Here is a 21,389-nt window from a genome sequence, read left to right as displayed (position 1 = left end):
ACTTCCTACAGCGACATACGCATAACGTCGTCAAAACCATCCATCAGTTTATTGCGCACTTCCATCAGCATATTAAAGCTCAAGCTCGCTTTTTGGCTGGTGACCATAGTGCCAATTACGTCTTGTGATTCACCGGTATCAACCGCACGCATCATGTCAGATGCTAAATTCTGCTGAGCGTTGATATCGTGGATCACTTGCATAAAGTCCTGTTGGAAACCGCCGTTTTGAGCCGGAGCAATCTCGTTAGAGGAGGCAATCTGTTCCATGCTGTTCATGCGGCTAAGTAACAGATTTTGAGTTTCAATCGAGTTCATTTGGTGTCCCTAATCAAGATGCGATTGCGTCGATATCAATGCCAACTTCGCGCATTGCCGCGAGTTTGTATCGTAGTGCGCGTGTGCTCATGCCTAAGGCTTCGGCGGTGCGACTACGGTGTCCATTAAAGCGCTGCAATAAATCGTAAATGTAATCAAATTCAGCTTGCTTCTTGGTGTGGCGCAAGCGCCCACCACAATCTTCGTTAGCCGCTACTGGCACGGCCATCGGTAAGCCTAAATCTTCAGCTTGTAGCTCCATGCCGCGTGCCATCACTAGCGCGCGTTGCATGACGTTTTCTAATTCACGCACATTGCCTGGCCAGTCATAAGCCAATAGTGTTTCTCTGGCGGCACGGCTGAGCAGGTATTTGTCTTGACCGTACTTTTTGATGAAGTGCTGCGCTAACGGCAACACATCTTCCATACGCTCGCGCAAGGCAGGCCAGCGCAGTGGCAGTACGTCCAAGCGGTAGAACAAATCTTCGCGGAACAAACCTTGCGCCACTAATTCTCGCAAGTCTTTGTTACAGCAAACGATGATGCGCAGATTCAGTTGGATTTTTTGGTGGCTGCCGATGCGCTCTACTTCGCGCTCCTGCAATACCCGCAGCAGTTTACTTTGCAAGCTGAGCGGCAGCTCAGAGATTTCATCCAGTAGCAAGGTGCCACCATTGGCAAGTTCGAACTTACCAGCTACGGCACTTACCGCACCGGTAAAGGCGCCCTTGGTATGACCAAACAGCATGGCTTCCAGCATGTTTTCTGGAATAGCGGCACAGTTAACCGCGACAAATGGCTGCTTGCTACGAGGTGATGATTGATGAATAAATTGGGCGAGTTTTTCTTTCCCCGTGCCAGACTCACCTTGGATGCAGATGGTGGTGCCATTCGTTTGCGCTGCACGGTTGGCAAGACGCAATACCTGCTGGCTCACGGGGGATACCGCCACCATGTCACCAATATGCTGCTGCATAAAGTGTGCTTCACGGATAGAGGTGATCAGTTGCGATTGGCTATACGGGTACAGCAGATAGTCAATTGCCCCACCGGCTAGTGCTTGCGAAGCTAAGGCACTTTGCCCCGATTCGACAATGACGATAGTGGGTGTTGCCGGAAATTTAGCGCGAACAGCATTCAACCAAGCATCGACTTGCGAGGCTGAATTAACAAAGTCGATAAAAATAATATCAGGCGTTCTGGAGACATTATGTAGCTGGTCACTTTTTGTATAAATAAGTGATAGCGACTCCTGATTAAAACTTTCTAGTAACGTTGTCTTTGGCCGTTTGTCCGCTAGCCATAATACAGACTTACTGTTCATCATAATTACCCATTATTTTTGCGAATGAGCCTGATAGTTACCCGTCGATTTAACCCTTGTTCCAGAGTTTTATTATTTATGACCGGATAACGACTTCCATGTGCTCTCACTTCTAATAATGAGGATTCCATTCCAAATTCAACCAAGCGCGAGGCAACATCATCAGCGCGCTGCTGAGACAACACTCTATTTGCCGTATTGTTGCCTACGTTGTCCGTGTAGCCATCAATCAACACTTTGGTGACATTTCTATCCAAAGAAATATATCGAACAATATTTTTTAATAGTTCCAAGTCTTGTGCGGAACTTATAGTGCTTTTGCCAGTAGCAAAATAAAATTCGCTCTCTCTGGCGGTGTTCCAAGAAATTGGCGCCATTTCCGACAGACATTGGCGAAAACTGATCACGGCATCGGCACCGCTGGTATTGGTAAACAGTACATTTTTACGCCGCTCATGTTGCAGGTACGCAAAGGATAACCAATCACCCGCGGCAATGGCATCTAACACTTCACTGCCGATGTCGAAAAATTCTACTTTTGAATCAACAAAATGCCCGGTCGCCAATGTGGGATTAACCTGATCGGCCTCTTTTTTCCAGTCAGCATTTTGGATCTGTATCGCCGCTTCAGTTGCCGCGGCGTCAGGATGCTCTAGCGCAAAAACCAGCTTAGTTGCATGCTCAGGTTCACGTTGTAAAGAGACTTCACCAACGCCAGCTAAACGCTGACTTAAACGGCATTCAAAGCTGCTCTGCTTAATACTCCACGCGCCATTTTCATAAGACTGCTTCCACTGTTCAGAAGCTCGAACGGTGGAAATATATGAAAAAGACACTAGCAATAAGCCAACACAACTTAATTTGGCAACTAACATCAAAATTCCATGAAGTTATTACAAGCCTACCTGGCTCAGTTTTATTAATAAGCAGAGGGGAAACGGGAACAATCCAGATGACCACTTGCCACTAAGTAAATGCAACCCCGCTATCATATCCACACTTCTGTGGACTTAGACCGGTAGCTTTGCGTCCTGACTTTTCAATCAGTTTGCCAGTTAATTTCCTTAGCAACCATCTTGCAGAGAAGGTTACAGACAGATATTACTTTAGCTAAAGTATTATATTCACAGCTTACGTTCAACATTGTTACCAATATTTCTCACAGTTTTTATGGAAAAATGTATTTTTGAATCATCTTTGCGTGATCATCATCCCAAATTACCTAAAATATCTACTCTGATATTGTCAGGAACCTCATTATACGATAGGACGGCCAAGTTGTTTTGGGTAAATGTGCGCGCATAACGCGCTAACAGTGGTCGCAATTGCGGCACCACCACCAATACCGGGTTTACCCCTTGCTGCTGCATCTGTTGTTGGATCAGCGGCATCATGCGTTGGAACTGTTGCAATAGGTTAGGCGCAACCGGGAAACTATCTAGCGCCACTTTACCACCTTGCATCGCTTGGCTCAGTGCGTTTTGCAGCGTTTGTTCGAGTTTACTGTCGAGGCTAAAGGCGGCGAGTTCATCGCGTTCACCCATCAACTGGCGGGTAATGGCCCGTTGCAAAGCACAACGCACATCGGCGGCGAGCAAAATTGGGTCTTTGGTGACGTCGGCACTATCAACTAACGTGTTGGCAACGGTAACGGCATCTTTAATCGATACCAGCTCCCGCAGCAAATAACGGAACACTTTCAGTTGGATATTTTCATTAAGCGCCTTCTCTAAGGCACCTGCCAGATCCGGCGCAATCTCTTTTACCCGAGAGTTAAAATGCTTCACATCTTCAAAAGAGAACAGTTCATCCAGCGCGCCTTTGATCACCTTCCCAGCATGAGTTGCTATCACAGTGGGGAGATCCACCACCGAGTAGCCCATGTTGAGTGCACGTGATTTCGCTTCCTCTTTAATCCATACCGCGCTGAGGCCGTATGCCGGATCTTTGGTTATTTCACCATCGAGCTTGCCATAGACTTCGCCCGTATCCAGCGCCAACAATTGATGCGGTTTGAGGATGCCACTAGCAATCGGGATCCCAGACAGTAGAATGCGGTATTCTTGCGGGTTGAGCTTGAGGTTGTCTTTAATACGTACTTCCGGCAGCAAAAAGCCAAGCTGTTCGCACAGGTTTTTTCGAATACCACGCAAGGTGCCAATCAACTCCTCGCCCTTCTCTTTCTCCGCCATATATACCAGCATAAAGCCTAGCTCGATAGAGATACGGTCGACGTGTGGAATATCACTCCAGCGTAGCGATTGGCTTTCACTGAGTGACTCGGTGAGTTTTTCGACTTCTTCAAAGGGGTCGGCAGGCTGACGCTTATACAGCCGCCACGCCACATAAAACAGAATGGCAGCAAAGGTTAAAAACGCTAGCGTTGGCATACCGGGCACTATGCCCAGCACCACCATGATGAAACCCGCCGTAGCTACAGTACGTGGAGAAGCCAGTAATTGGGCACCAATCGCCTCCGACATATCCTCATCATCGTTCATACGAGTAACGATAATGGCTGAGGCGACAGCCAACAGTAATGATGGGATCTGAGCGACTAAGCCGTCACCAATGGTCAGCAAGGCAAAACGTTGGAACGCTTCGCTCATGCTTAAATCATGCTGGAATACACCAATGCTGACACCACCGAGCAGGTTGATCACTAGGATGATCAAGCCAGCAACTGCGTCGCCACGTACGTATTTAGACGCACCATCCATTGAGCCGTAGAAGTCCGCTTCGCGCGACACTTCAGCTCGCCGCGCTTTCGCCTGCTCAGGGCCAATCAAGCCAGAGTTAAGGTCAGCGTCGATAGCCATCTGTTTGCCGGGCAAGGCGTCCAGTGTGAAACGCGCAGCAACTTCAGAGATACGCTCACCGCCTTTGGTGATAACCACGAAGTTCATCACCATCAGGATGGCGAACACCACGATACCGACAACGTAGTTACCGCCGATAACGACTTCACCGAAAGCTTGAATCACCTTACCGGCAACATCGGCGCCTTCGTGACCATGCAGCAAGACGACACGGGTTGACGCAACGTTAAGCGTCAACCGCATTAATGTGGCTACCAGCAAAATGGTAGGGAATACCGAGAAATCCAACGGTTTACGGCTCGACACCGCCACCAACAACACCATAATGGATAGCACAATGTTGAAGGTAAATAGTGTATCAAGCGCCCAAGCTGGCAGCGGTAAAATGACCATCGCCAAGATGGCCAGCAGCAGCACTGGGATTGCGGTATACGGTCTGGTGAGGTTACGCCAGTTCAATGAAGATCTCCCACATACTAATGTTTAATAAACTTCTTCGGAATTTGTAGTTCGGGCAACGGCGCTGGTTTGCCGCCAGTGCCCGCTTTGTAAGCTTTAAGCTGCACCACGTAGGTCAGCACATAGGCCACCGCGGCATATAAGCCCGCTGGCACTTCTTGGTCAACGCGAGTAGACCAGTAGATCGCCCGCGCTAGCATCGGAATTTCCAAGACTTCTTTGTTATGTTCACGGCCAATGGCACGGATACGTAGCGCCATCTCATCCATACCTTTGGCCAGCACGAACGGCGCCTTCGCGTCCTTTTCGGAGTAACGCAGCGCCACGGCAAAATGGGTCGGGTTGGTGATGATCACGTCCGCTTTCGGTACCCGTTCTTCGATACGGCGGCGCGAAAACTGATATTGGATCTGGCGAATACGGTTTTTAATCTGCGGGTTACCGTCGGTAGATTTGCGTTCCTCTTTAACCTCTTGGCGAGTCATTTTGACTTTATCCAACACCGACTTAATCTGGAACGGCACATCAATAGCCGCTACCAATAGCAGCAAGCACGACATAATCATCAAGGTGAGAAACAGCAGTTGTAGTCCTTCGGATAAGGCCAGTTGCAGATCTTGCCGCTGTAAGTCGAGTAGGCGTCCAATAAGGTGCTGTAAAAAAAGCACTAAACACCCGAGCAGCAAAGTGATTTTGATGACCGATTTCAGCAATTCCATCAAACTGTTTTTGCCGAAAATCTTAGCTAACCCGGAGATAGGACTTAGACGATTGCCTTTAAAGGCGAGCAAACTGCTTTGGAATATTGCGCCGCCGGGTAAGGAACCACTTACCCACATGGCGATAAACAATACGGTGAGCATCGGCAGCAAGGTCATCATCATGTCATGCATCGCATCGCTGAGAGTAATCACCATCATGCTTTTATCAAACACCACAGTATGGTTTAACTGCATGCTGCGTTGCATCACCGTCGTGAACAGTGTGGTGAATAGTTCGGCAAACCACAGCATGGCAGCCACACCGATAATGATCAGAATAGCCGTATTAAGTTCACGTGAGCGAGCCACCTGCCCCTCTTTGCGTGATTCACGTAAGCGTCGCTCGGTGGGCTTTTCGGTACGTTCTTGGCTGGTATTCTCGGCCATTTAGTTGCCCACCATAAAGCGGCGCATGGTATCGAGTGCGTCAAACAATAACTGGGAAAACAAATTGCCTGCTTGGGCAAAGGTGAGATACACCACCACAAAGCCCAGCATTAATGTGAGCGGAAACCCAAAGGTAAACAGGTTAAGTGCTGGGGCCGAACGGCTGGCAATACCGAAGGTCATATTTACCAGCAACATGGCGATAACCGCTGGCAGAGCGACCAGCAACGAGGAAGCGAAGATCCAGCCAAACATGGTGAGCAACGCGTCAAAATTCAATGCTTCTAAGCTGTGCCCAACTGGCCATAACTGAAAACTGTCGACGATCATCTGCAATCCCAGCAGATGGCCGTTAAACGCGAAAAACAGCAATACCATCATTAGCCACAGCAGGTTACCCAAAATCGACACTTGGTCGCCCGAGGCAGGGTCCATCACCATCGCCATCGACAAGCCCATCTGCATCGACATGATTAAGCCCGCTTGGTTAAACACCTCAAACAGCATGCGAAACGCCATCGCCATACTAAGCCCAAACACCACTTGCTCAAATGTGAATGCCACCATAGTTAACGAAAACGGGTCAACATCAGGCATAGCGGGCAGTTGGTGTGACAAGGCAAAGGCAAGGAAAAACGCCAGTAAAATGCGGCTACGCACAGGCACAGCAGGGTTATCCATCACGGGCATGGCCCAGAAAAAGCTCGACAGGCGCACAAACGGCCACCAAACGGCGCCCATCAATTGCATTAAATCTGTTCCCAAGACGGGCACCAGCGAACTCATCCAAACACTCCGGGGATCATCTGCCCGAGGCGGGTGAACCAATCCGTGAGCGTTTCCACAATCCAATGACCAGCGAAGATCAGCATCATCAACGTCACCAGCATACGTGGCAGAAACGTTAATGTTTGCTCTTGTACCGAGGTCGCCGTTTGGATGATGGCCACGATTAAGCCAACCACGAGGCTTGGCGCAATCATCACCAACAGGATTTTAATGATGGTCAGTACCGCATCACCGACCAACTGAATAGCAAATTCGGGGCTCACCAGGAGCCTCCGAACGTCGCTGCCAGCGTTCCCGCTACCATCGACCAACCATCCGCTAACACAAACACCATCAGCTTAAACGGCAAACTGATAATCAGCGGCGATAGCATCATCATCCCCATCGACATCAGCACACTGGCGACGACTAAGTCGATAATCAAAAACGGAATGAACAGCATAAAGCCGATTTGGAACGCTGTGGTCAGTTCACTTAATACAAACGCGGGCACCAACACATCCAGCGGAATATCTTCTGGCTTCATCGTGGGCGCTTCGTCGGCGATGCGGAGTACTTGTTGCAACTCGTTTTCACGGGTTTGCGCCAGCATAAACTTACGCAGAGGTACTTCGGCGCGCTCTAATGCTTGCTCGGTGGTGATCTGCTCTGCTTGCAACGGCTTGAAGGCGTTGTCGTAGATGTCGTGCCACACCGGCCGCATGATCAGTAACGTCAACATCAGCGCAATACCGACCAACACGCGGTTTGGCGGACTCTGCTGCAACCCCATCGCCTGCCGCAAAATCGCCAGTACAATCACGATACGAGTAAATGACGTGGCTACCATCAAAATGGCCGGCAGCAAGGTCAATACCGTCATCATCAACAAGATCTGCAACTTGATATTGTAGTCTTGCCCATCTGGCGTATTTTGGGTCGAAAATAGCGTCACATCCTGAGCGTTGGCCAGCAGCGGTACGCACCACAGCGCCAACATCAAAGCGATACGCCAGCCCTTACTCTGCAGCACTGGCTTTTTCCACGGCATCTTTAGCAAGGAAGCGAATGCCGTAATGGCCATCTACCATAACGACTTCGGCTTTGGCAAAGGCCACACCGTTGACCATTACGTCTAACGGCTCACCCGCCATTTTATCCAATGGCAATACATCGCCTTCTTGTACTTTACTGAGTTCACCTAGCGTCAGCTCGGCGCTGGCAACTTCTAAGGTAACGGTTAACGGCACATCGCTGAAAAACGCCATGTCTGGGCCTTTAGCGTTGGCGCCAACAACGGCCTCATCGTTCATATCATCCAGCTCAAGTGCATCCAACTCTGCTAGCGCTGCATCCAAATTATCGGTCATATTGTTGTGCTCTTACTTTTCGGTTACCTGAAATACCAATTTGCCATCTTCTTGCGCCACTTTGCCGGTAAACATCTGCTGTTTACCGATACGGAAGTTGGCGTTATCTTGCAGCGACAACGGCATGAACTTCCCGCCGAGTAGTTGCTGGAGTTGGCGAACATTAATCTGCTTTTCTAACAATACAGCGCGGCCTTTGACGGGATAGTTCATCCAAGCGCCCACAGCCATCACCTGCTGACTGCCGTCATGTACACGTGTGGGCAAGCTGGGTTGAATGATCATCGCCACTGGCAACCAGATAAACCAGCTGATCACTTCGCCATCAAGCACCATGCGGATCTTGTAAACCACGGCAGTATGCGTTTCTGGCAACGTGGGCGATTTCATCACTTCGGCAACGCCACCACTGCGATTCCCGCGCAGCAGATACTCAAGCCCACGCAGCAAGCGAGAGAAAATCCGTAATGCGATACGGCTTTCAGTGACAGTCAATTCAGCATCGGTATCATTGGCTTGCGCATTAACGCGGCCGCCCAAACACAAGTTGGCCAATTGCTGAATGGCGAGGTAATCCATCGCCATATAGGCATCGCTTTCAATGTCGTCGAGATCCATGCGCATCATCAACGGTTTGCCTTCGGCTAACCACGCCGCCATGGCAGAACCTTGGCAGCGAGAGATCTCAATATCGAAGCTCAAGCCGTTGATCAATTGCTGCAGTTCGGTCAGCAACATCTCCTTGATCTCTGGCCGCAACTTATCGGCCTCAAAGGCGGCGTGCTGCTGTTCACGCTGTTCATACGTCAATGGATAGCGTGCGGCCAAGGCAGCCCGTTCGCCACGCAATAACTGTGGATATTTTTTACGTTTACTCAAGCAAGGACTCCTGTTGCACACCTTGGTTGCGTTTATTAGGTTTGGATTGCACATGCGGATTAAGCAGCGCCACCAGTTTCAACATGCGACGGCGTTTGCTATCAGGTTCGCGGCGCCAATCCACACCGAGAAACATCAATTTTTCACTGATCTGACGGCGATGTACCACTTTGCCTTTGAGCCGCACCGTGTTGTCTACTTCAACCACGATGCGCGTTGGCACCTTTTTATCGATTGGCACCAACAAGCCTGTGCCACCCAAGCCAACGTCTTTCATAATGGCGTTACAGCCGAACCATTCGATAACGAGCGGCCAGCGCAGATTCACAGCAATACCTTCATGCTGTAACTCTTCGGGGGCGAGTTCACGGCTCAGTGCGTGGCGCTTATATATTCGGGCGTTGTCTTGATTGGAACTCATGGTTGCATCTCACTTAAACGCGTGACGGGCTGATTGGCTTTCGCCTCAGCCGCCGCTTGTGTTACCGCAGGTGCAGTGTCTTCCACAGTTTTAGTGGCAAATAGTGCGTTCAGCCGACGTTCGGCTTCGGCAGTCAAAATCAGTAACTCTACGCGACGGTTTTCGCTGCTGTTTTTATCTTGGGTATTCAGTAAACGCGTGGAGCCAAAACCGTTCACTTGCGCAACACGGTCAGTCGGCATACCGCCAGCAACTAACATCTGCCGCGCTTTTAACGCGCGTGATGATGATAGTTCCCAGTTACTGTAACCACTGCGGCTATAAGGTGTTACATCGGTATGACCAGAAATAATCACTGAGTTATGGATCTGCTTAAAGACGCTACCTAGGCTAAACAGCAGGTCTTCAAAAAACGGCGTCATCTCTTCTTGACCGCGCGGGAACATCTGATGCTCTTTGTTATCTTTGATGATCACCCGTAATCCAGAGGGAACAGCTTCGACTTGGAGGTTACCTTCCGCCAGTTGCTGTTTGGCAATCTCTTGAAAGTTCTGCAGCAGTGCCGACAATTCAGCGGGCGTGGCTGCCTCACCTTCTAACATCGAGGTTAACTTTTTACCTTGGCCGGCGACGGGGTCTTGTTCGCCCTTGGGAATGTTAAGGAATTCGCTAATACCTGGCACGGGATTATTCGGCGGCAGTCGATTAGTCACCTCTTGGTCGATAACCGATGGCGTGCCTCCGAGGTCGATAGGATATGGGCTGTTTTCTGGCTCAAAAAATGATGGGCTGCCATCAAAAATAGAATGGGTACGCATGTAGTGTGCCGTCTTGGCTCGTTCCTCTTTGCTGGAAACTTGCATCAACCACATCACCATAAAAAATGCCATCATCGCCAAGGTAAAGTCGGCAAAGGCAACTTTCCAAGCGCCACTGTGCTTCTGCCCAACACTGCGCCGATTCTGGCGACGAATAATAACACTTTCGGTATTGGTACTCATCAAGCAGCCCTGTTATTAATCCACTCTTCCATCATGTTGAAGCTAGGTTTCAGCTCCTCACGGATCAGTTTGCGGCCGGCATCGGTCGCGACAATTGCCACATGCCCTTTGGCGTGAGCCACTAACATGGCACGCACACATTCAAACACGGCGACATTTTTCTTCACGTACTGTTCCATGGATGAAGCGATCGGTCCCATCAAACAGTAACAACCAAAAATACCAAGGAAGGTACCCACCAACGCTGCCGCCACGTGCATACCGATGCCGCTCAGTGGGCCATCAAGATGCTGCATGGTGATAATGATGCCCCCCACCGCCGCGAGAATACCGAAACCTGGCATCGCTTCAGCGACAGACGCCAGCGAGTGCGATGGCTTCAGCTTTTCATCTTCGATAGTGGCGATCTCTTGCTCCAACATGGCGTCGTAATCATGGGAGGAAATTTTGCCCATGCTGAACAAACGCAAGTTGTCGCAGATAAACGTGACCAGCTGAGGAAATTCTCCCACCGAGGGATAGGCGAGAAAGATTGAGCTGGTTTCTGGGTTTTCGACGTGTTCGTCCAGATCTTTCAAACCTCGGGTACGGGCTAAGTCCAACAAGGCATACATCAGCAATAACAGGTCTTGATACAGCTGATCTTGACGCTTTACGGTCTTAAATTGGTATTTAAGTTGGCTGATCATCTCTTTCAGCACGTAGGGTGAGTTACCTACCACCAGCGCGCCGATGGCGGCACCAAAAATAATGATCATCTCGGCTGGCTGCCATAATGCAGCGACGTTGCCTCCGGCAAACACGAAACCGCCCACCACAGCACCTAATACGATGACCAATCCAACAAATTTTTGCATGGCGTTTCCTGCCTCTAGCCTTTTAATTTTTCAGTCAATAACTGCAATGATTGTTTATGCAGCTGACACACGCGCGATTCCGTTAGTCCTAACGTCAGCGCAATCTCTTTCATGTTGAGCTCATGGGTGTAATACAGTTGCAGCAAGATGCGATGCCGCTCCGGCAACAATGCCAAGGTCTTTTTCATCAGTTGGCGCACTTCCAACTGCTCAATATCTTCGTTGCTATCAGCAAAATGGGTTTGCTGCTCTAGCAACACTTCAAAACTTTCAACCACTTCCGCTTGCTCGAGATAGCGCATGTTCAGTAACTGCCGCTCGCTAATTTTGAGCGCAATGCAGATTTCACTGTCACGCGGTTCACGGCCGAGCTTGCGGCGCAATTCACGTACCGCATCGCGAAAGTCATGCGCCTCTTTGCGCGATTGGCGCGGCCGCCAATCCAAGCGACGAAACTCATCTAACATAGCGCCACGAATCGATTTGAAGGCATAGGCTTCAAACTGCTCATCCAGAGTACGACCATAGCGGCGAATGGTTTTTAACAGCGCCATCATGCCTATCTGTTGCAAATCATCGCGATCAGCGACAACGCCAATCTGCGAACGCATATGGGCGACAACACGCCGAACAAGGTGGGCGTAGCGATTTAGCGCTTCGTTCTCACCGGCCACTGGCTGGTTTTCTAACTGCTCACCAGCGGCTTTCCATTCGTGCTGCGCCAACATGGTTATGGCGCCTTACTGCAGGTAAACATTGGTGACGAGCACCTGTTCCAGTTGGCTGTCAATTTCCTGCGCTTGCAACGCTTCATTAAATTGAGTCAACAGCTGCTGCTGCACATCGGCCACATTTTCAAAAGCTTGTTTAGCTTGTTCGTGCGTAATGTTGGCGAAGTGTTTTACCAGCACGTTACGCAATACCGGCGCTTGCTGTTTCAGCAGATCAAGAAATGGTTGATTTTTGGTGGCTAGCGATAACTCCAGCACCAGATAACGCGAATAGTTGGCGTCGCTCACACTGACCACAAAACGTTGCATCGGGAAAAACAGCATAGGTTTAGCCGGTACTTTAGCGGCTTCAGCTTGCTCGCTGGCGCTAGCGCCTTTCTGGTTGGCGTAATAGATACCACCTGCAACCCCAGCGCCTGCCAGAACTAATGCAAGAATGATGGCGATGACTACTTTCATGTACTTCTCCTAAAACAATCCCTTATGCCTTATGCGAGACGATTAATCCAACCTTGCTGTTGATGAGCTTGTGTTAACGGCTCGTCGTCAAGCACCAGTGAATTGCTGTCTATCTGTTCCGCTATGTACTGCGGTTGTGGCTGCGATGACTGACCCTGCGGATCACTGTTGGTGAATACCGTGACATCGCTGCCCAATTTGTTCATCAAGGTGGTACGCAACTGTTCGGCGGTGGTTGCCATGGCATCTCTGACCGTCGCTTGACTGGCGTTGAGATGCACAATGGTACGGTCGCCTTCGACGCTAATGCGCACGTCGATACTGCCCAGACGCGGTGGGTCAAGGCGAATTTGCGCAACTTGTTGCTGAGTATCTAACTGCATCTGCACACGGTCTTTGAGCACGTTGAGCAATTGCTGGCCAATCGCTGCGTCGCTCGCTATCGGTTGGCGCTGAACATTGGCGCTGCCATGCGTTTCTAAAGACGGCGTGAGCTGTGCAGCACTCACGTTGGCTGCTGGCGTTTCAATACGGCCACCGGAAAGCTGAGTGTCATTAGTGGACGTGCTTTTCAGTTGTTGCTGTACCGCCATGGAGAGCGCCAACATATTTGCTGACAGGCCATTGCTGGCAGATGGCGTATTCACGGTAGATTCGACAGCAACGGTGGTCGCGATATTACTGGTCAACGTTTGCAGAGTGGTATCGCCTTGCAGCAAGCTATTGATTGGGTTTGCTAAATTCGCTGACGAGGTTTTAGTCTGCACAGTGTGACTATCTGCGCGTACCGTAGGTGCAACTGGCGCTGGCATTGGCGTATTGCTGGCTAACGTTGCATCTGGGCTGATGCCGTTGGTTACAGCAGTAGTAGATGTGCCAGTAGCCACCGCAGGCTCGGTGCTCACGGAGGCCGTGACTGGGCTAGTTTCAAACGTTTCATCCACTACAGGGCTGCTGACCAATGGCTGTAACTGTGCGGTTAAATCCGCGTTGGTCATGTCACGATCCGCGTTGGTCATGTCACCAACGCTCGAATAAGCGCTATCGGCTGCTGTAGGAACAACAGCGGTTGGCAAAATAAACAGCGATGACAGCCAACTGCTCGGTAAGCTATCACTACTATTATCGCTTTGGTCGTTATCCTTAGTTAACTCATCGGTATCCGCATTCACATCACTATCGGTTTGCGCTTGCGTCACTAACGCTTGCTCCTCACCGTCAGGCGATGGTGGCAACTGTTCACCCACCGCCGGAAATGCGCGGGTATCGCTAGCTAGCGCGTCGCCACTACGACTCACTTTGGCATTACTGCCGCCAGCACCGCTGCTAACGTTGGTTAAATTTATGGTGTTAAGCACATTCATTGTCATTAATTGCCATCCAAAGACGTTTGGTACGCCTTTATTCCCTCTTGATCGCGTAAATGCTGATCCATTTTTTGTTTGACTTGTGCTTGTTCCACTTCAAGTTGGCTAAGCAGCTTTTGGTAATGTCCCAGCAACAACGGCTTCAACCTTGGTGCTAAAGCGCGAAATGGCGCAGACTCTAACCGTTGCAACAAACCTAATAGTTCGGTGTCTAGGCTACGCAGTTGGTGCCACTGCTGACTCGCGGCGGCTTGTTGCATCGCCCGAATAAATCCCTGCACTTCACGGGTAAACACTAGCTGCTGATTATCTTCGCTACTCATGCCACTCACATTGTCCAAATCAATGTTGCGCTAAGCGCGATATTGATTGGTGACGATAACTTGTTATATCTCAACTGATACAAAACGATACAAAAAACATGCCACAGGATAACTAACTGTTTAATAAGGAGTATAAACCAACTCACGATCTATAGCGGAAGATTGACTTCCGCATCCATAGGAAGTGGCAAATGGGTGATTCCGCTAAGATCAAAAAGGGCCACCAGCATGGTGGCCCTTTAGGGAAGGTATCAACCTTAAGCTTGTGAACCAATGCCCTTCCAACCTTGTTGCAGGTTGGTCATCACGGTGCGGACATTGTCCAACGGTTCTATGGTATTACGTAAACTCGCTTGCAGTACTTGCTGGCCGCAGTGATCGTACAAACGGGCCATATTGGCGGCTAACTCACCACCTTTGTCTAAATCAAGCGATGCTTCAAGCCCACCAAGGATACGCAGCATTTTTTCCACGCTATTGGCTTTACGCTCAAAACGACGGCCATTGATATGACCCACTGTACGTTCTAACTCTTCTAAGAATCCATCAAACAGCATCAATACCAGTTGCTGAACGTCAGCGCCGGCAGCCTTACCTTCAACTGCGGTGTTTTGGTAAGCAGAATACCCCGTATCAAACATATAATTACCTCTGGGTGGAGTACGACATTAATTATTCGGAAAATGATGACATACTGGATTGCAGCTGGGAAATAGTAATCTGCATTTGCGTAAACTGGTTCAAATAGCGGGTGTACACGTTTTGCATTCTCGTATCAAAATCTTGCTGTTTTTTCTCAACCTTGGAGAGCTGATTGGTCAACGTATCCACTTTGGTTTTGAGGAAACCGAATCTGTCGCTGTAAGGTGACAGGGAGTCATTAAGTTTAGCCAGTACCCCATTTTCACCGGTGAGCATGGCTGATACTTGGCTAGAGTTAGTCTCTAACGCGTCTTCCAGTTTGGAAGTATCGAGTTCCATCTTACCGTCGCGGTTAAATTCGATACCGATAGAATACAAAGTGCTACCTTCAAACACCCCTTGGAAACTGCTGCGCATTAAGCTTTTGATATTACGCGCCATGCTGTCATTGCCAATATCATCATCAACTAAGCCGTCCATCAGGTCATTGTATTGCTTGACTATTTTATTAAGGTTTTCAGCAGTCTTGCCAGTATCTTCACCCACGGTAATCCGTAGCGGACTATCGTCGCTGGTTTGCGCTTGTTTAAGATCGATGGTTACCCCATCAATAATGCCTTCAAGCGAGTTAGTGCTTGAGGTCAGCGTAATCGAGGAACTCGAACCTAAACGCACTGACGCATCTTGCGCCGCCGTCAGTTCTTGCTGATTAGTGATGGCGTTGGCAAACGTATCACCTGCGGCGCTGCCATCACTGCTATAACTCAAGCTAACGTTGTTTGCAGCACCGGTTTCATTGCTGGTAAATACCAAATAATCGCCGCCACCACTGCGCATCACACTGGCGGTTACACCGGTATTATCGGCGCTGTTGTTCACCAGTCGTGCCACATCAGATAAAGCTGCACTCGCACCGAGCGATGACAGATCCACCACAAATTCGCTACCGCCGACACTAATACCTAAATCACCACTGGTTGGCAACGTCGTATTGCTACCGAAGCTCAACGCGATTTGGTGTGCTTGCGCCAGCTTATCGACGTGTAATTCATAAGTACCAGAAGCGGCCGTACTATCAGCGGTAACCGTGGCAACATCTTCGTTGGATGCGGTAGCAGAGTGCACCAGCACACTATCACCACCCAATAGGTCTTTTAATGAGTCGGCAAAATCAGTCAGACTCGTTCTTAACGCCGTAAATGCTTTCAGTTCAGCGTTAGCACTATTGTATTGTTGAGTCAGCAACTGGTCTTTAGCTGCTCTATCTAACTGAGTGTACTGTTCAGCCATATAGGCCGGATCCATACTAAGTGATGAAGTGCTTGTGGCCATCGCTGTGCTCCTGATTTGACGAGACTCAATAAAATGTTAACTAAAGGCTAAAACATAAAGGGTGGCGCCAGGCCACCCCTTAGAAGTATCAATAAAAACGGATACTTAACTGTTGCTAGGTGATTAACCTTGCAGCAGAGATGCGATCATCTGGTTAGTGCTGTTTGATACGCTCAATACAGATACACCAGAGTTCATCAACAATTGCTGTTTAGTCATTGCTGAAGTTTCTTCAGCATAGTCAGCGTCCATCAGGTTAGAAGCCGCTGAATCAGTCGCTTCTTTCATGTTGGTGACGTTGTTGATGGTGTGATCCAGACGGTTCATGCTAGCACCCAGAGATGAACGAGCTGAACCGATGTTACTGATTAAAGTATCAATTTCATCCATTGCGTCTTGGGCATTTCCTTGGGTTGTTGCACTGTCAGTGTCCCAAGCAAGCGCTGTACCAGCATATGTACCACCGGTACCGATAGCTGTGTTGATAGTACCAATTTCAGTAGAAACATCCACATCCAGAGTTTCGCTGGTTGATGCGCCGACTTGGAAAGTGATAGAACCTGAACCAAATTTGCCGTTGGTTGTGTCCAACAATGAAGTGCCTGAACCGTATGATGTATTGGCAATAATGCTCTGCAATTCAGCCCCAAGATCTTGATATTCGCTGTTCATTGCAGTGTATTCAGCAGAGCTGTTGGTTCCGTTAGCTGCTTGCGTAGCCAGCTCTTTCATACGGTCAGCGATGTTAGTCATTTCATCAAACGCGCTATCAGCAGTTTGCATCATAGTCATCGCGCTGTTGGAGTTATACAGTGCAGCTTTCTGACCAGTAGACTGAGCAGTCAGACGGTTAGCGATCTGCAGACCGGCGGCGTCATCTTTAGCTGAGTTAATACGCAGACCACTGCCCAGACGTTCCAGCGCGGTACCCAGTGCACCGTTAGTACGGTTCAGCTGGTTCTGGATAGACAGTGATGAAGAGTTGTTCATGATAGATAAGGCCATCGTTTATCTCCTTTGAATTCGATGTACCCCATCTATAAGCGGCGCTATTTTTGCAAAACTAAAATTTATTTTTCGAAAAAGTCCCATTAATTTCAGATAAAAACATAACTGCATGAATTAAAGCAATTTTTAGTTAATCATTAGAATTGCTATTTTGTGTAAACACCAGCTTTTCACTGCCCCAAACAGCTCACTTTTTTGCTGTGTAAAACATCACCCTTCTGCCTAGCTCTCGCGTGTTCACTGCCACTTGGTAACAACAATACCTGACTGCACCATAGCAGCAGTGGCAACCGATTGAATCGCCAAGCCCCAGCAAGCGAGTATGCTGCAACGCCAGAGAAAACAGATAAAAAAATAGCGCTCAACAGAGCGCTGTGGGTCGGGTTACTCAGCGATTTAACACTAAGTAAGCTTGGCTAATGGGATGCCAAACTGAAAGACACGAGGTTACGGGTAATATTGGCTTGAGCAATCAAAATCGGCACCGCATGGTGATTCGGTTGTTGCATCAGTTGCTGTACTTCACCATTAATCTCGGTCAGGTGTTCTTCACTCAATGGTGGCCGTTGTACTTGTTGTAAGCGCATTAAAATTTGCTGGCGACGGCTCTCAATGCCTTGCAACGCCGATTTGATATTACGCTGCAACTTCGCAATCTCTTGTGAGTAGGCTTCGTAGCGCGCATCGGTTTGCTGTGACAATTGTTGCAGATCGTCTAGTGCGTGCGGTTCATCGTTTAATGAGATAGCCACGGGATTACCCGCCGCCACCCGCACGCCGGTGCCCATCATCAGCCACGGCTCTTTTAACGCCGCACGACTCTGTCCATCGGCATGAAATAGCAGCTCGCTACGGCCAGAAACACTGACATCAATATTCTGTCCGGCAAACGCCTTGCTCACTGTTTGCAGGTTGTCATTGCGGCTAGCGCCCGCTGGTAAGTTCAGTGACACCGCCTTACCACTGCGTCCCATCACGATACTGACGGTTTCATCCATCGGCTTAGGTGACAACAGATCGACTTTGTTGGTTAACGCTTTGGTCAGTCTACTCGGGGCTTGCAGCTCTTGACTCTGAAAATGGTTATCCACCCCACCTTGCTGCAGCTGACGCTTCATCGCCGTAACCAGTTGATTAACCTTTTTCCCCACATCTGAACTATTGCTTGTTTGATGAATTTGCGTTTCAAGCGACTTTAGCTGGCGCGATAACTGCTGCAATGTGCGGGTGGAATGCTCGCTTTGGCTCATAGACTTAGCAATAGATGCTAACGATACCCAGCGTGACAACACCGCATGTTGTGTGGAGCTGGCCTGTTTAGTTACTCGAACGCTGGCGCCAGCGCTGTCACGTGCAACCACAGGAGAGGCGGCTGACGGTGCAGCCGTGGCCACACGGCCTTCCGCTTGTCGTTGGGATTCGGTAACCGCAGGAGCGGTATCTATCTGCATGATGTCGCACTATTCCATTACTAGCTAGATAAGCGAAAACAGTGAAATTTCACTGACACGATTATACACTTTCAAGGTCGATTCATATGAAGTGACCGTTTCGTTCAACTTAATGTAGGTTTCGGCATAATCCACTTGACTGATATCGTCTTTCAGCCCTTGGGTATAAACACCAATATCTTGGTTACCGTTTTGAATATCTTCTAACGAAGCGCGTGTTGAACCTACTTGGGTCAACTGATTAGTCAATGACTGCAGAAAACCATTAATGCCGTCAATCATCGCCCGCGATTGATCCCCCACAGTGGCATCACCTGGCGTGCTGGTCAGCAGGTTCAAATAATCATTCATTTGATTGAGGAAGTTGGCGTTAGGATCAATAGCATCACCAGTGACATTACTGATCACTTTCGAGTCTTCCGAAACAGCAACTTCACGGATATTACTATCACCCATGTATTGATACTGACCAGCAGCATCTTGCTGGAATGGCATCACATCGGTTTGGCTACCAGAGAAAAAGTAGCGGCCATCACCGTCTTTGGCATTAAGTAAATCAACCACTGCTGGGAATAACACACTCATCTGCTTAGCCAAGGCACTGATCTCGTCATCGCCCATCGACGCATCGGCGGCGGTGGTGGTGAGATCCACCAAGTTATAAAGAATATTGACCGCACTATTGAGCTGCGTTTCTTGCTGCCCTAAGGAGTACTCCACTTGGTCCATGTTGGACTGATATTGGTCCAACGTACTGAGTTGGCTGTTCAAGGTGAGCAACATCACCGAACCCAATGGGTCGTCCGACGGCTTTTGAATACGCTTATTAGTCGCTAACTGTACCGAATAATCGTTATACGCTTGGGTACCGTTGTTGATGTTCCGAATAATATTTTGGTGATATAGATGCGAACTGACTCTCATGTTCACTCCTTAAAACATGTTCAACAACGTTTGGAAAGTTTCATCGGCGATGGAGATCACCTTCGCATTGGCCTGATACATCTGCTGGTAATACAGAATGTTAGACGCTTCCTCATCAAGGTTTACCCCCGAGAGATTATCGCGTGCAGCCACGGCGTTATCGTTCAACGCCTGCGTTGTCGCCACGTTACTTTGGTTTTCTGAACTTTGCGACGCTAATCTTCCGACTAACAAGGAATAGTTGTTAGATTGCGATTTGAATGAATCGACCACACTTTGAATATTGCTGTTATCACCCACACCGCCAGCTGCGACCCAGTTACCACCAGCGTCATATTCACCGCCGATAAACGCCAGTTTGTCAGTGGTGATTGCGGGATTCACGGCGAAGGTGCCCAGCGGATCGGCCGCATCATAGGTGAACAGTGGAATACCAGCGTCGCCATTTAGGTCAAAACCTTGTGATAACGCGCTATTCACATCATCTGCTAGTTGGCTGAGAATACTGCTCATGGCATCTACGGTTGGGGTTAATACATCGGTATCTGCCCCAATTAAGCCACCGAGTGAACCGCCGACATTAGACGTCAGACCAAATTGCTGACGTCCAAAAGTGATAGAAACATCGGTACGGTCAACCGTCATCTTCGCCGCTTGGCTTCCTACCAGCAGTGGCGACCCATTGTTGGTGGAAATATTGATTGAACCGTCGCGTTGTTCGCTGACCGAAATCCCCACATAGGAAGCCAGTGATGTCACTAACTGTTCGCGGCTATCTTTTAACGCCGCAGTGGCATCGCCATTGGCCGTCGCAGTGCGAATTTTCTCGTTGTAATCCGCCAGTTTTTGCAGCGTGGTATCGACGCTGCTGGCGGTCTCGCCCAGCTGTAAACCTAGTTGGTCGCGCTGGTCGCTAATTGCGCCGTTAATTTGCGCCATCTTGTTCACCAGCGAAGCCGCAGAAGACAATACCTCTTGACGATAAGCTGGCGATTCCGGTGCAGTCAACGCGGAACTTAAGGCATCAGCAATGGTGCTGATAGCATCGTTGAAATTGAGTGAATCTGTGCCCAACAGCTCCTCAGCGTAACCGAGGTAACTCTGTTTGCTGTTGTAGAAAGAAGCATCCGATTGCGTACGCCAGATATCTTGGTTATAGAAACCATTGACTACGCGGTCAACGTTATTGACCACTACCCCGTTTAGATTGCCGGAGGTAGCAAACTGCGCTGCTTGGCGGCTATACCCCACCGTAGCAGAGTTTGCGACGTTATTTCCGCTAACGGTTAACGCTACATTAGCAGCGTTTAAGCCCGAAAGCGCATTAGACAACATACCCGGCATAACTACCTCTCTTCAGGAAAATCGACACCGCTGGCCATTAATGGCTGGGAAAAAGCGGCTCCTTCTATAGGTAAGGCGACCGTTTGTTGCGAATCCTTTAATTTATTTTCAAGATGATGCAAATGCCCGCTGAGCTGTTGGTACATCTGCTCGGCTAATCCCACCTGACCGGAGGAGGCCATATACTGTGAAATCTGCGTATTGTAGATGTCTTGATACATGCGCTGTTCGCGGCTACCGAACATGCCGTCATCACCGCTCACCGCTTCTGTGGCACTGTTCATGTTTTTCAGTACCAGTTGCAGAAACATCGCTTCAAACTGTTCGGACGCTTGCTTAAGACCGTCAGCCTCACTCAAGTTACCGTAGATCTGTTCAACTTGTTTAGGATCAATCGCCAGCATACGCGTGAGGGCTGGCGAGACTTCATTTGCCATGACGCAAA

At 49.2% G+C, this 21,389-nt stretch carries 24 protein-coding genes and 1 riboswitch; all 24 genes read right to left on the bottom strand.

Features of this window, described 5'->3' with window-relative positions; genetic code table 11:
* Positions 1–5: 5 nt before the first annotated feature.
* The 24 genes from fliE to ACN0TT_RS16390 all read right to left on the bottom strand — a co-directional run bounded on the left by fliE (position 6) and on the right by ACN0TT_RS16390 (position 21,381).
* Positions 6–317: a flagellar hook-basal body complex protein FliE gene (fliE, locus tag ACN0TT_RS16505; protein WP_417763242.1), complete on the bottom strand. Its 312-nt coding sequence runs from the start codon at positions 315–317 to the stop codon at positions 6–8.
* A 13-nt stretch (positions 318–330) separates the two neighbouring features.
* Positions 331–1,644: a sigma 54-interacting transcriptional regulator gene (locus ACN0TT_RS16500; protein ID WP_417763241.1), complete on the bottom strand. Its 1,314-nt coding sequence runs from the start codon at positions 1,642–1,644 to the stop codon at positions 331–333.
* A 2-nt stretch (positions 1,645–1,646) separates the two neighbouring features.
* Positions 1,647–2,516, bottom strand: a complete 870-nt coding sequence (locus tag ACN0TT_RS16495) for an OmpA family protein (RefSeq protein WP_417763240.1) — start codon at positions 2,514–2,516, stop codon at positions 1,647–1,649.
* A 97-nt stretch (positions 2,517–2,613) separates the two neighbouring features.
* A riboswitch (cyclic di-GMP riboswitch) is annotated at positions 2,614–2,704 on the bottom strand.
* A 145-nt stretch (positions 2,705–2,849) separates the two neighbouring features.
* Entirely contained in the window at positions 2,850–4,919 is a 2,070-nt protein-coding gene (locus tag ACN0TT_RS16490) for a flagellar biosynthesis protein FlhA (RefSeq protein ID WP_417763239.1), read from the bottom strand.
* Positions 4,920–4,936: 17 nt separating this feature from the next.
* On the bottom strand, positions 4,937–6,067 hold the full coding sequence (flhB, locus tag ACN0TT_RS16485) for a flagellar biosynthesis protein FlhB (RefSeq protein WP_417763238.1): 1,131 nt from the start codon (positions 6,065–6,067) through the stop codon (positions 4,937–4,939).
* Positions 6,068–6,853, bottom strand: a complete 786-nt coding sequence (gene fliR, locus ACN0TT_RS16480) for a flagellar biosynthetic protein FliR (protein WP_417763237.1) — start codon at positions 6,851–6,853, stop codon at positions 6,068–6,070. It lies immediately after the preceding gene.
* The gene (locus ACN0TT_RS16475) at positions 6,850–7,119 is read right to left on the bottom strand and encodes a flagellar biosynthetic protein FliQ (RefSeq protein WP_417763236.1); all 270 of its coding nucleotides are present in this window, start codon (positions 7,117–7,119) and stop codon (positions 6,850–6,852) included. The genes fliR and ACN0TT_RS16475 overlap by 4 nt, the downstream gene beginning before the upstream one ends.
* Entirely contained in the window at positions 7,116–7,835 is a 720-nt protein-coding gene (fliP, locus tag ACN0TT_RS16470) for a flagellar type III secretion system pore protein FliP (protein WP_417763251.1), read from the bottom strand. The genes ACN0TT_RS16475 and fliP overlap by 4 nt, the downstream gene beginning before the upstream one ends.
* A gap of 19 nt (positions 7,836–7,854) precedes the next feature.
* On the bottom strand, positions 7,855–8,205 hold the full coding sequence (locus ACN0TT_RS16465) for a FliM/FliN family flagellar motor switch protein (protein ID WP_417763235.1): 351 nt from the start codon (positions 8,203–8,205) through the stop codon (positions 7,855–7,857).
* A gap of 12 nt (positions 8,206–8,217) precedes the next feature.
* Entirely contained in the window at positions 8,218–9,084 is an 867-nt protein-coding gene (locus tag ACN0TT_RS16460) for a FliM/FliN family flagellar motor switch protein (RefSeq protein ID WP_417763234.1), read from the bottom strand.
* A complete protein-coding gene (locus ACN0TT_RS16455) occupies positions 9,077–9,505 on the bottom strand; it encodes a PilZ domain-containing protein (protein WP_417763233.1) in 429 nt (142 codons plus the stop codon). Before ACN0TT_RS16455 ends, ACN0TT_RS16460 begins: the two co-directional genes overlap by 8 nt.
* Positions 9,502–10,506, bottom strand: coding sequence for a flagellar motor protein MotB (locus tag ACN0TT_RS16450; RefSeq protein ID WP_417763232.1), 1,005 nt, complete (start codon positions 10,504–10,506; stop codon positions 9,502–9,504). The genes ACN0TT_RS16455 and ACN0TT_RS16450 overlap by 4 nt, the downstream gene beginning before the upstream one ends.
* Positions 10,506–11,363 carry a flagellar motor stator protein MotA gene (gene motA, locus ACN0TT_RS16445; RefSeq protein ID WP_417763231.1) on the bottom strand — a complete coding sequence of 286 codons (858 nt, stop codon included), beginning with the start codon at positions 11,361–11,363 and terminating at the stop codon, positions 10,506–10,508. Before motA ends, ACN0TT_RS16450 begins: the two co-directional genes overlap by 1 nt.
* A 14-nt stretch (positions 11,364–11,377) precedes the next feature.
* On the bottom strand, positions 11,378–12,091 hold the full coding sequence (gene fliA / locus ACN0TT_RS16440; protein WP_417763230.1) for an RNA polymerase sigma factor FliA: 714 nt from the start codon (positions 12,089–12,091) through the stop codon (positions 11,378–11,380).
* A gap of 12 nt (positions 12,092–12,103) precedes the next feature.
* Positions 12,104–12,553, bottom strand: coding sequence for a flagellar basal body-associated FliL family protein (locus tag ACN0TT_RS16435; protein WP_417763229.1), 450 nt, complete (start codon positions 12,551–12,553; stop codon positions 12,104–12,106).
* Between the two features lie 29 nt (positions 12,554–12,582).
* Positions 12,583–13,923 carry a flagellar hook-length control protein FliK gene (locus ACN0TT_RS16430; protein ID WP_417763228.1) on the bottom strand — a complete coding sequence of 447 codons (1,341 nt, stop codon included), beginning with the start codon at positions 13,921–13,923 and terminating at the stop codon, positions 12,583–12,585.
* Positions 13,923–14,243, bottom strand: a complete 321-nt coding sequence (locus ACN0TT_RS16425) for a hypothetical protein (protein ID WP_417763227.1) — start codon at positions 14,241–14,243, stop codon at positions 13,923–13,925. The genes ACN0TT_RS16430 and ACN0TT_RS16425 overlap by 1 nt, the downstream gene beginning before the upstream one ends.
* 257 nt (positions 14,244–14,500) lie before the next feature.
* Positions 14,501–14,884: a flagellar export chaperone FliS gene (gene fliS / locus ACN0TT_RS16420; protein WP_417763226.1), complete on the bottom strand. Its 384-nt coding sequence runs from the start codon at positions 14,882–14,884 to the stop codon at positions 14,501–14,503.
* 31 nt (positions 14,885–14,915) lie between these two features.
* On the bottom strand, positions 14,916–16,217 hold the full coding sequence (gene fliD, locus ACN0TT_RS16415; protein ID WP_417763225.1) for a flagellar filament capping protein FliD: 1,302 nt from the start codon (positions 16,215–16,217) through the stop codon (positions 14,916–14,918).
* Positions 16,218–16,340: 123 nt separating this feature from the next.
* Positions 16,341–17,222 (bottom strand): flagellin, encoded by an 882-nt coding sequence (locus ACN0TT_RS16410; protein WP_417763224.1) that lies wholly within the window; start codon positions 17,220–17,222, stop codon positions 16,341–16,343.
* Between the two features lie 419 nt (positions 17,223–17,641).
* A complete protein-coding gene (locus tag ACN0TT_RS16405) occupies positions 17,642–18,676 on the bottom strand; it encodes a hypothetical protein (RefSeq protein ID WP_417763223.1) in 1,035 nt (344 codons plus the stop codon).
* Positions 18,677–18,700: 24 nt separating this feature from the next.
* Positions 18,701–19,600: a flagellar hook-associated protein FlgL gene (gene flgL / locus ACN0TT_RS16400; RefSeq protein ID WP_417763222.1), complete on the bottom strand. Its 900-nt coding sequence runs from the start codon at positions 19,598–19,600 to the stop codon at positions 18,701–18,703.
* 9 nt (positions 19,601–19,609) lie between these two features.
* Positions 19,610–20,944 (bottom strand): flagellar hook-associated protein FlgK, encoded by a 1,335-nt coding sequence (gene flgK / locus ACN0TT_RS16395; protein WP_417763221.1) that lies wholly within the window; start codon positions 20,942–20,944, stop codon positions 19,610–19,612.
* 2 nt (positions 20,945–20,946) lie between these two features.
* The gene (locus ACN0TT_RS16390) at positions 20,947–21,381 is read right to left on the bottom strand and encodes a rod-binding protein (RefSeq protein ID WP_417763220.1); all 435 of its coding nucleotides are present in this window, start codon (positions 21,379–21,381) and stop codon (positions 20,947–20,949) included.
* Positions 21,382–21,389: the final 8 nt, after the last annotated feature.

The sequence above is a fragment of the Shewanella sp. genome (assembly GCF_048265805.1).
GTDB lineage: Bacteria > Pseudomonadota > Gammaproteobacteria > Enterobacterales > Shewanellaceae > Shewanella.
This window is presented reverse-complemented; position numbering and strand designations above follow the sequence as displayed.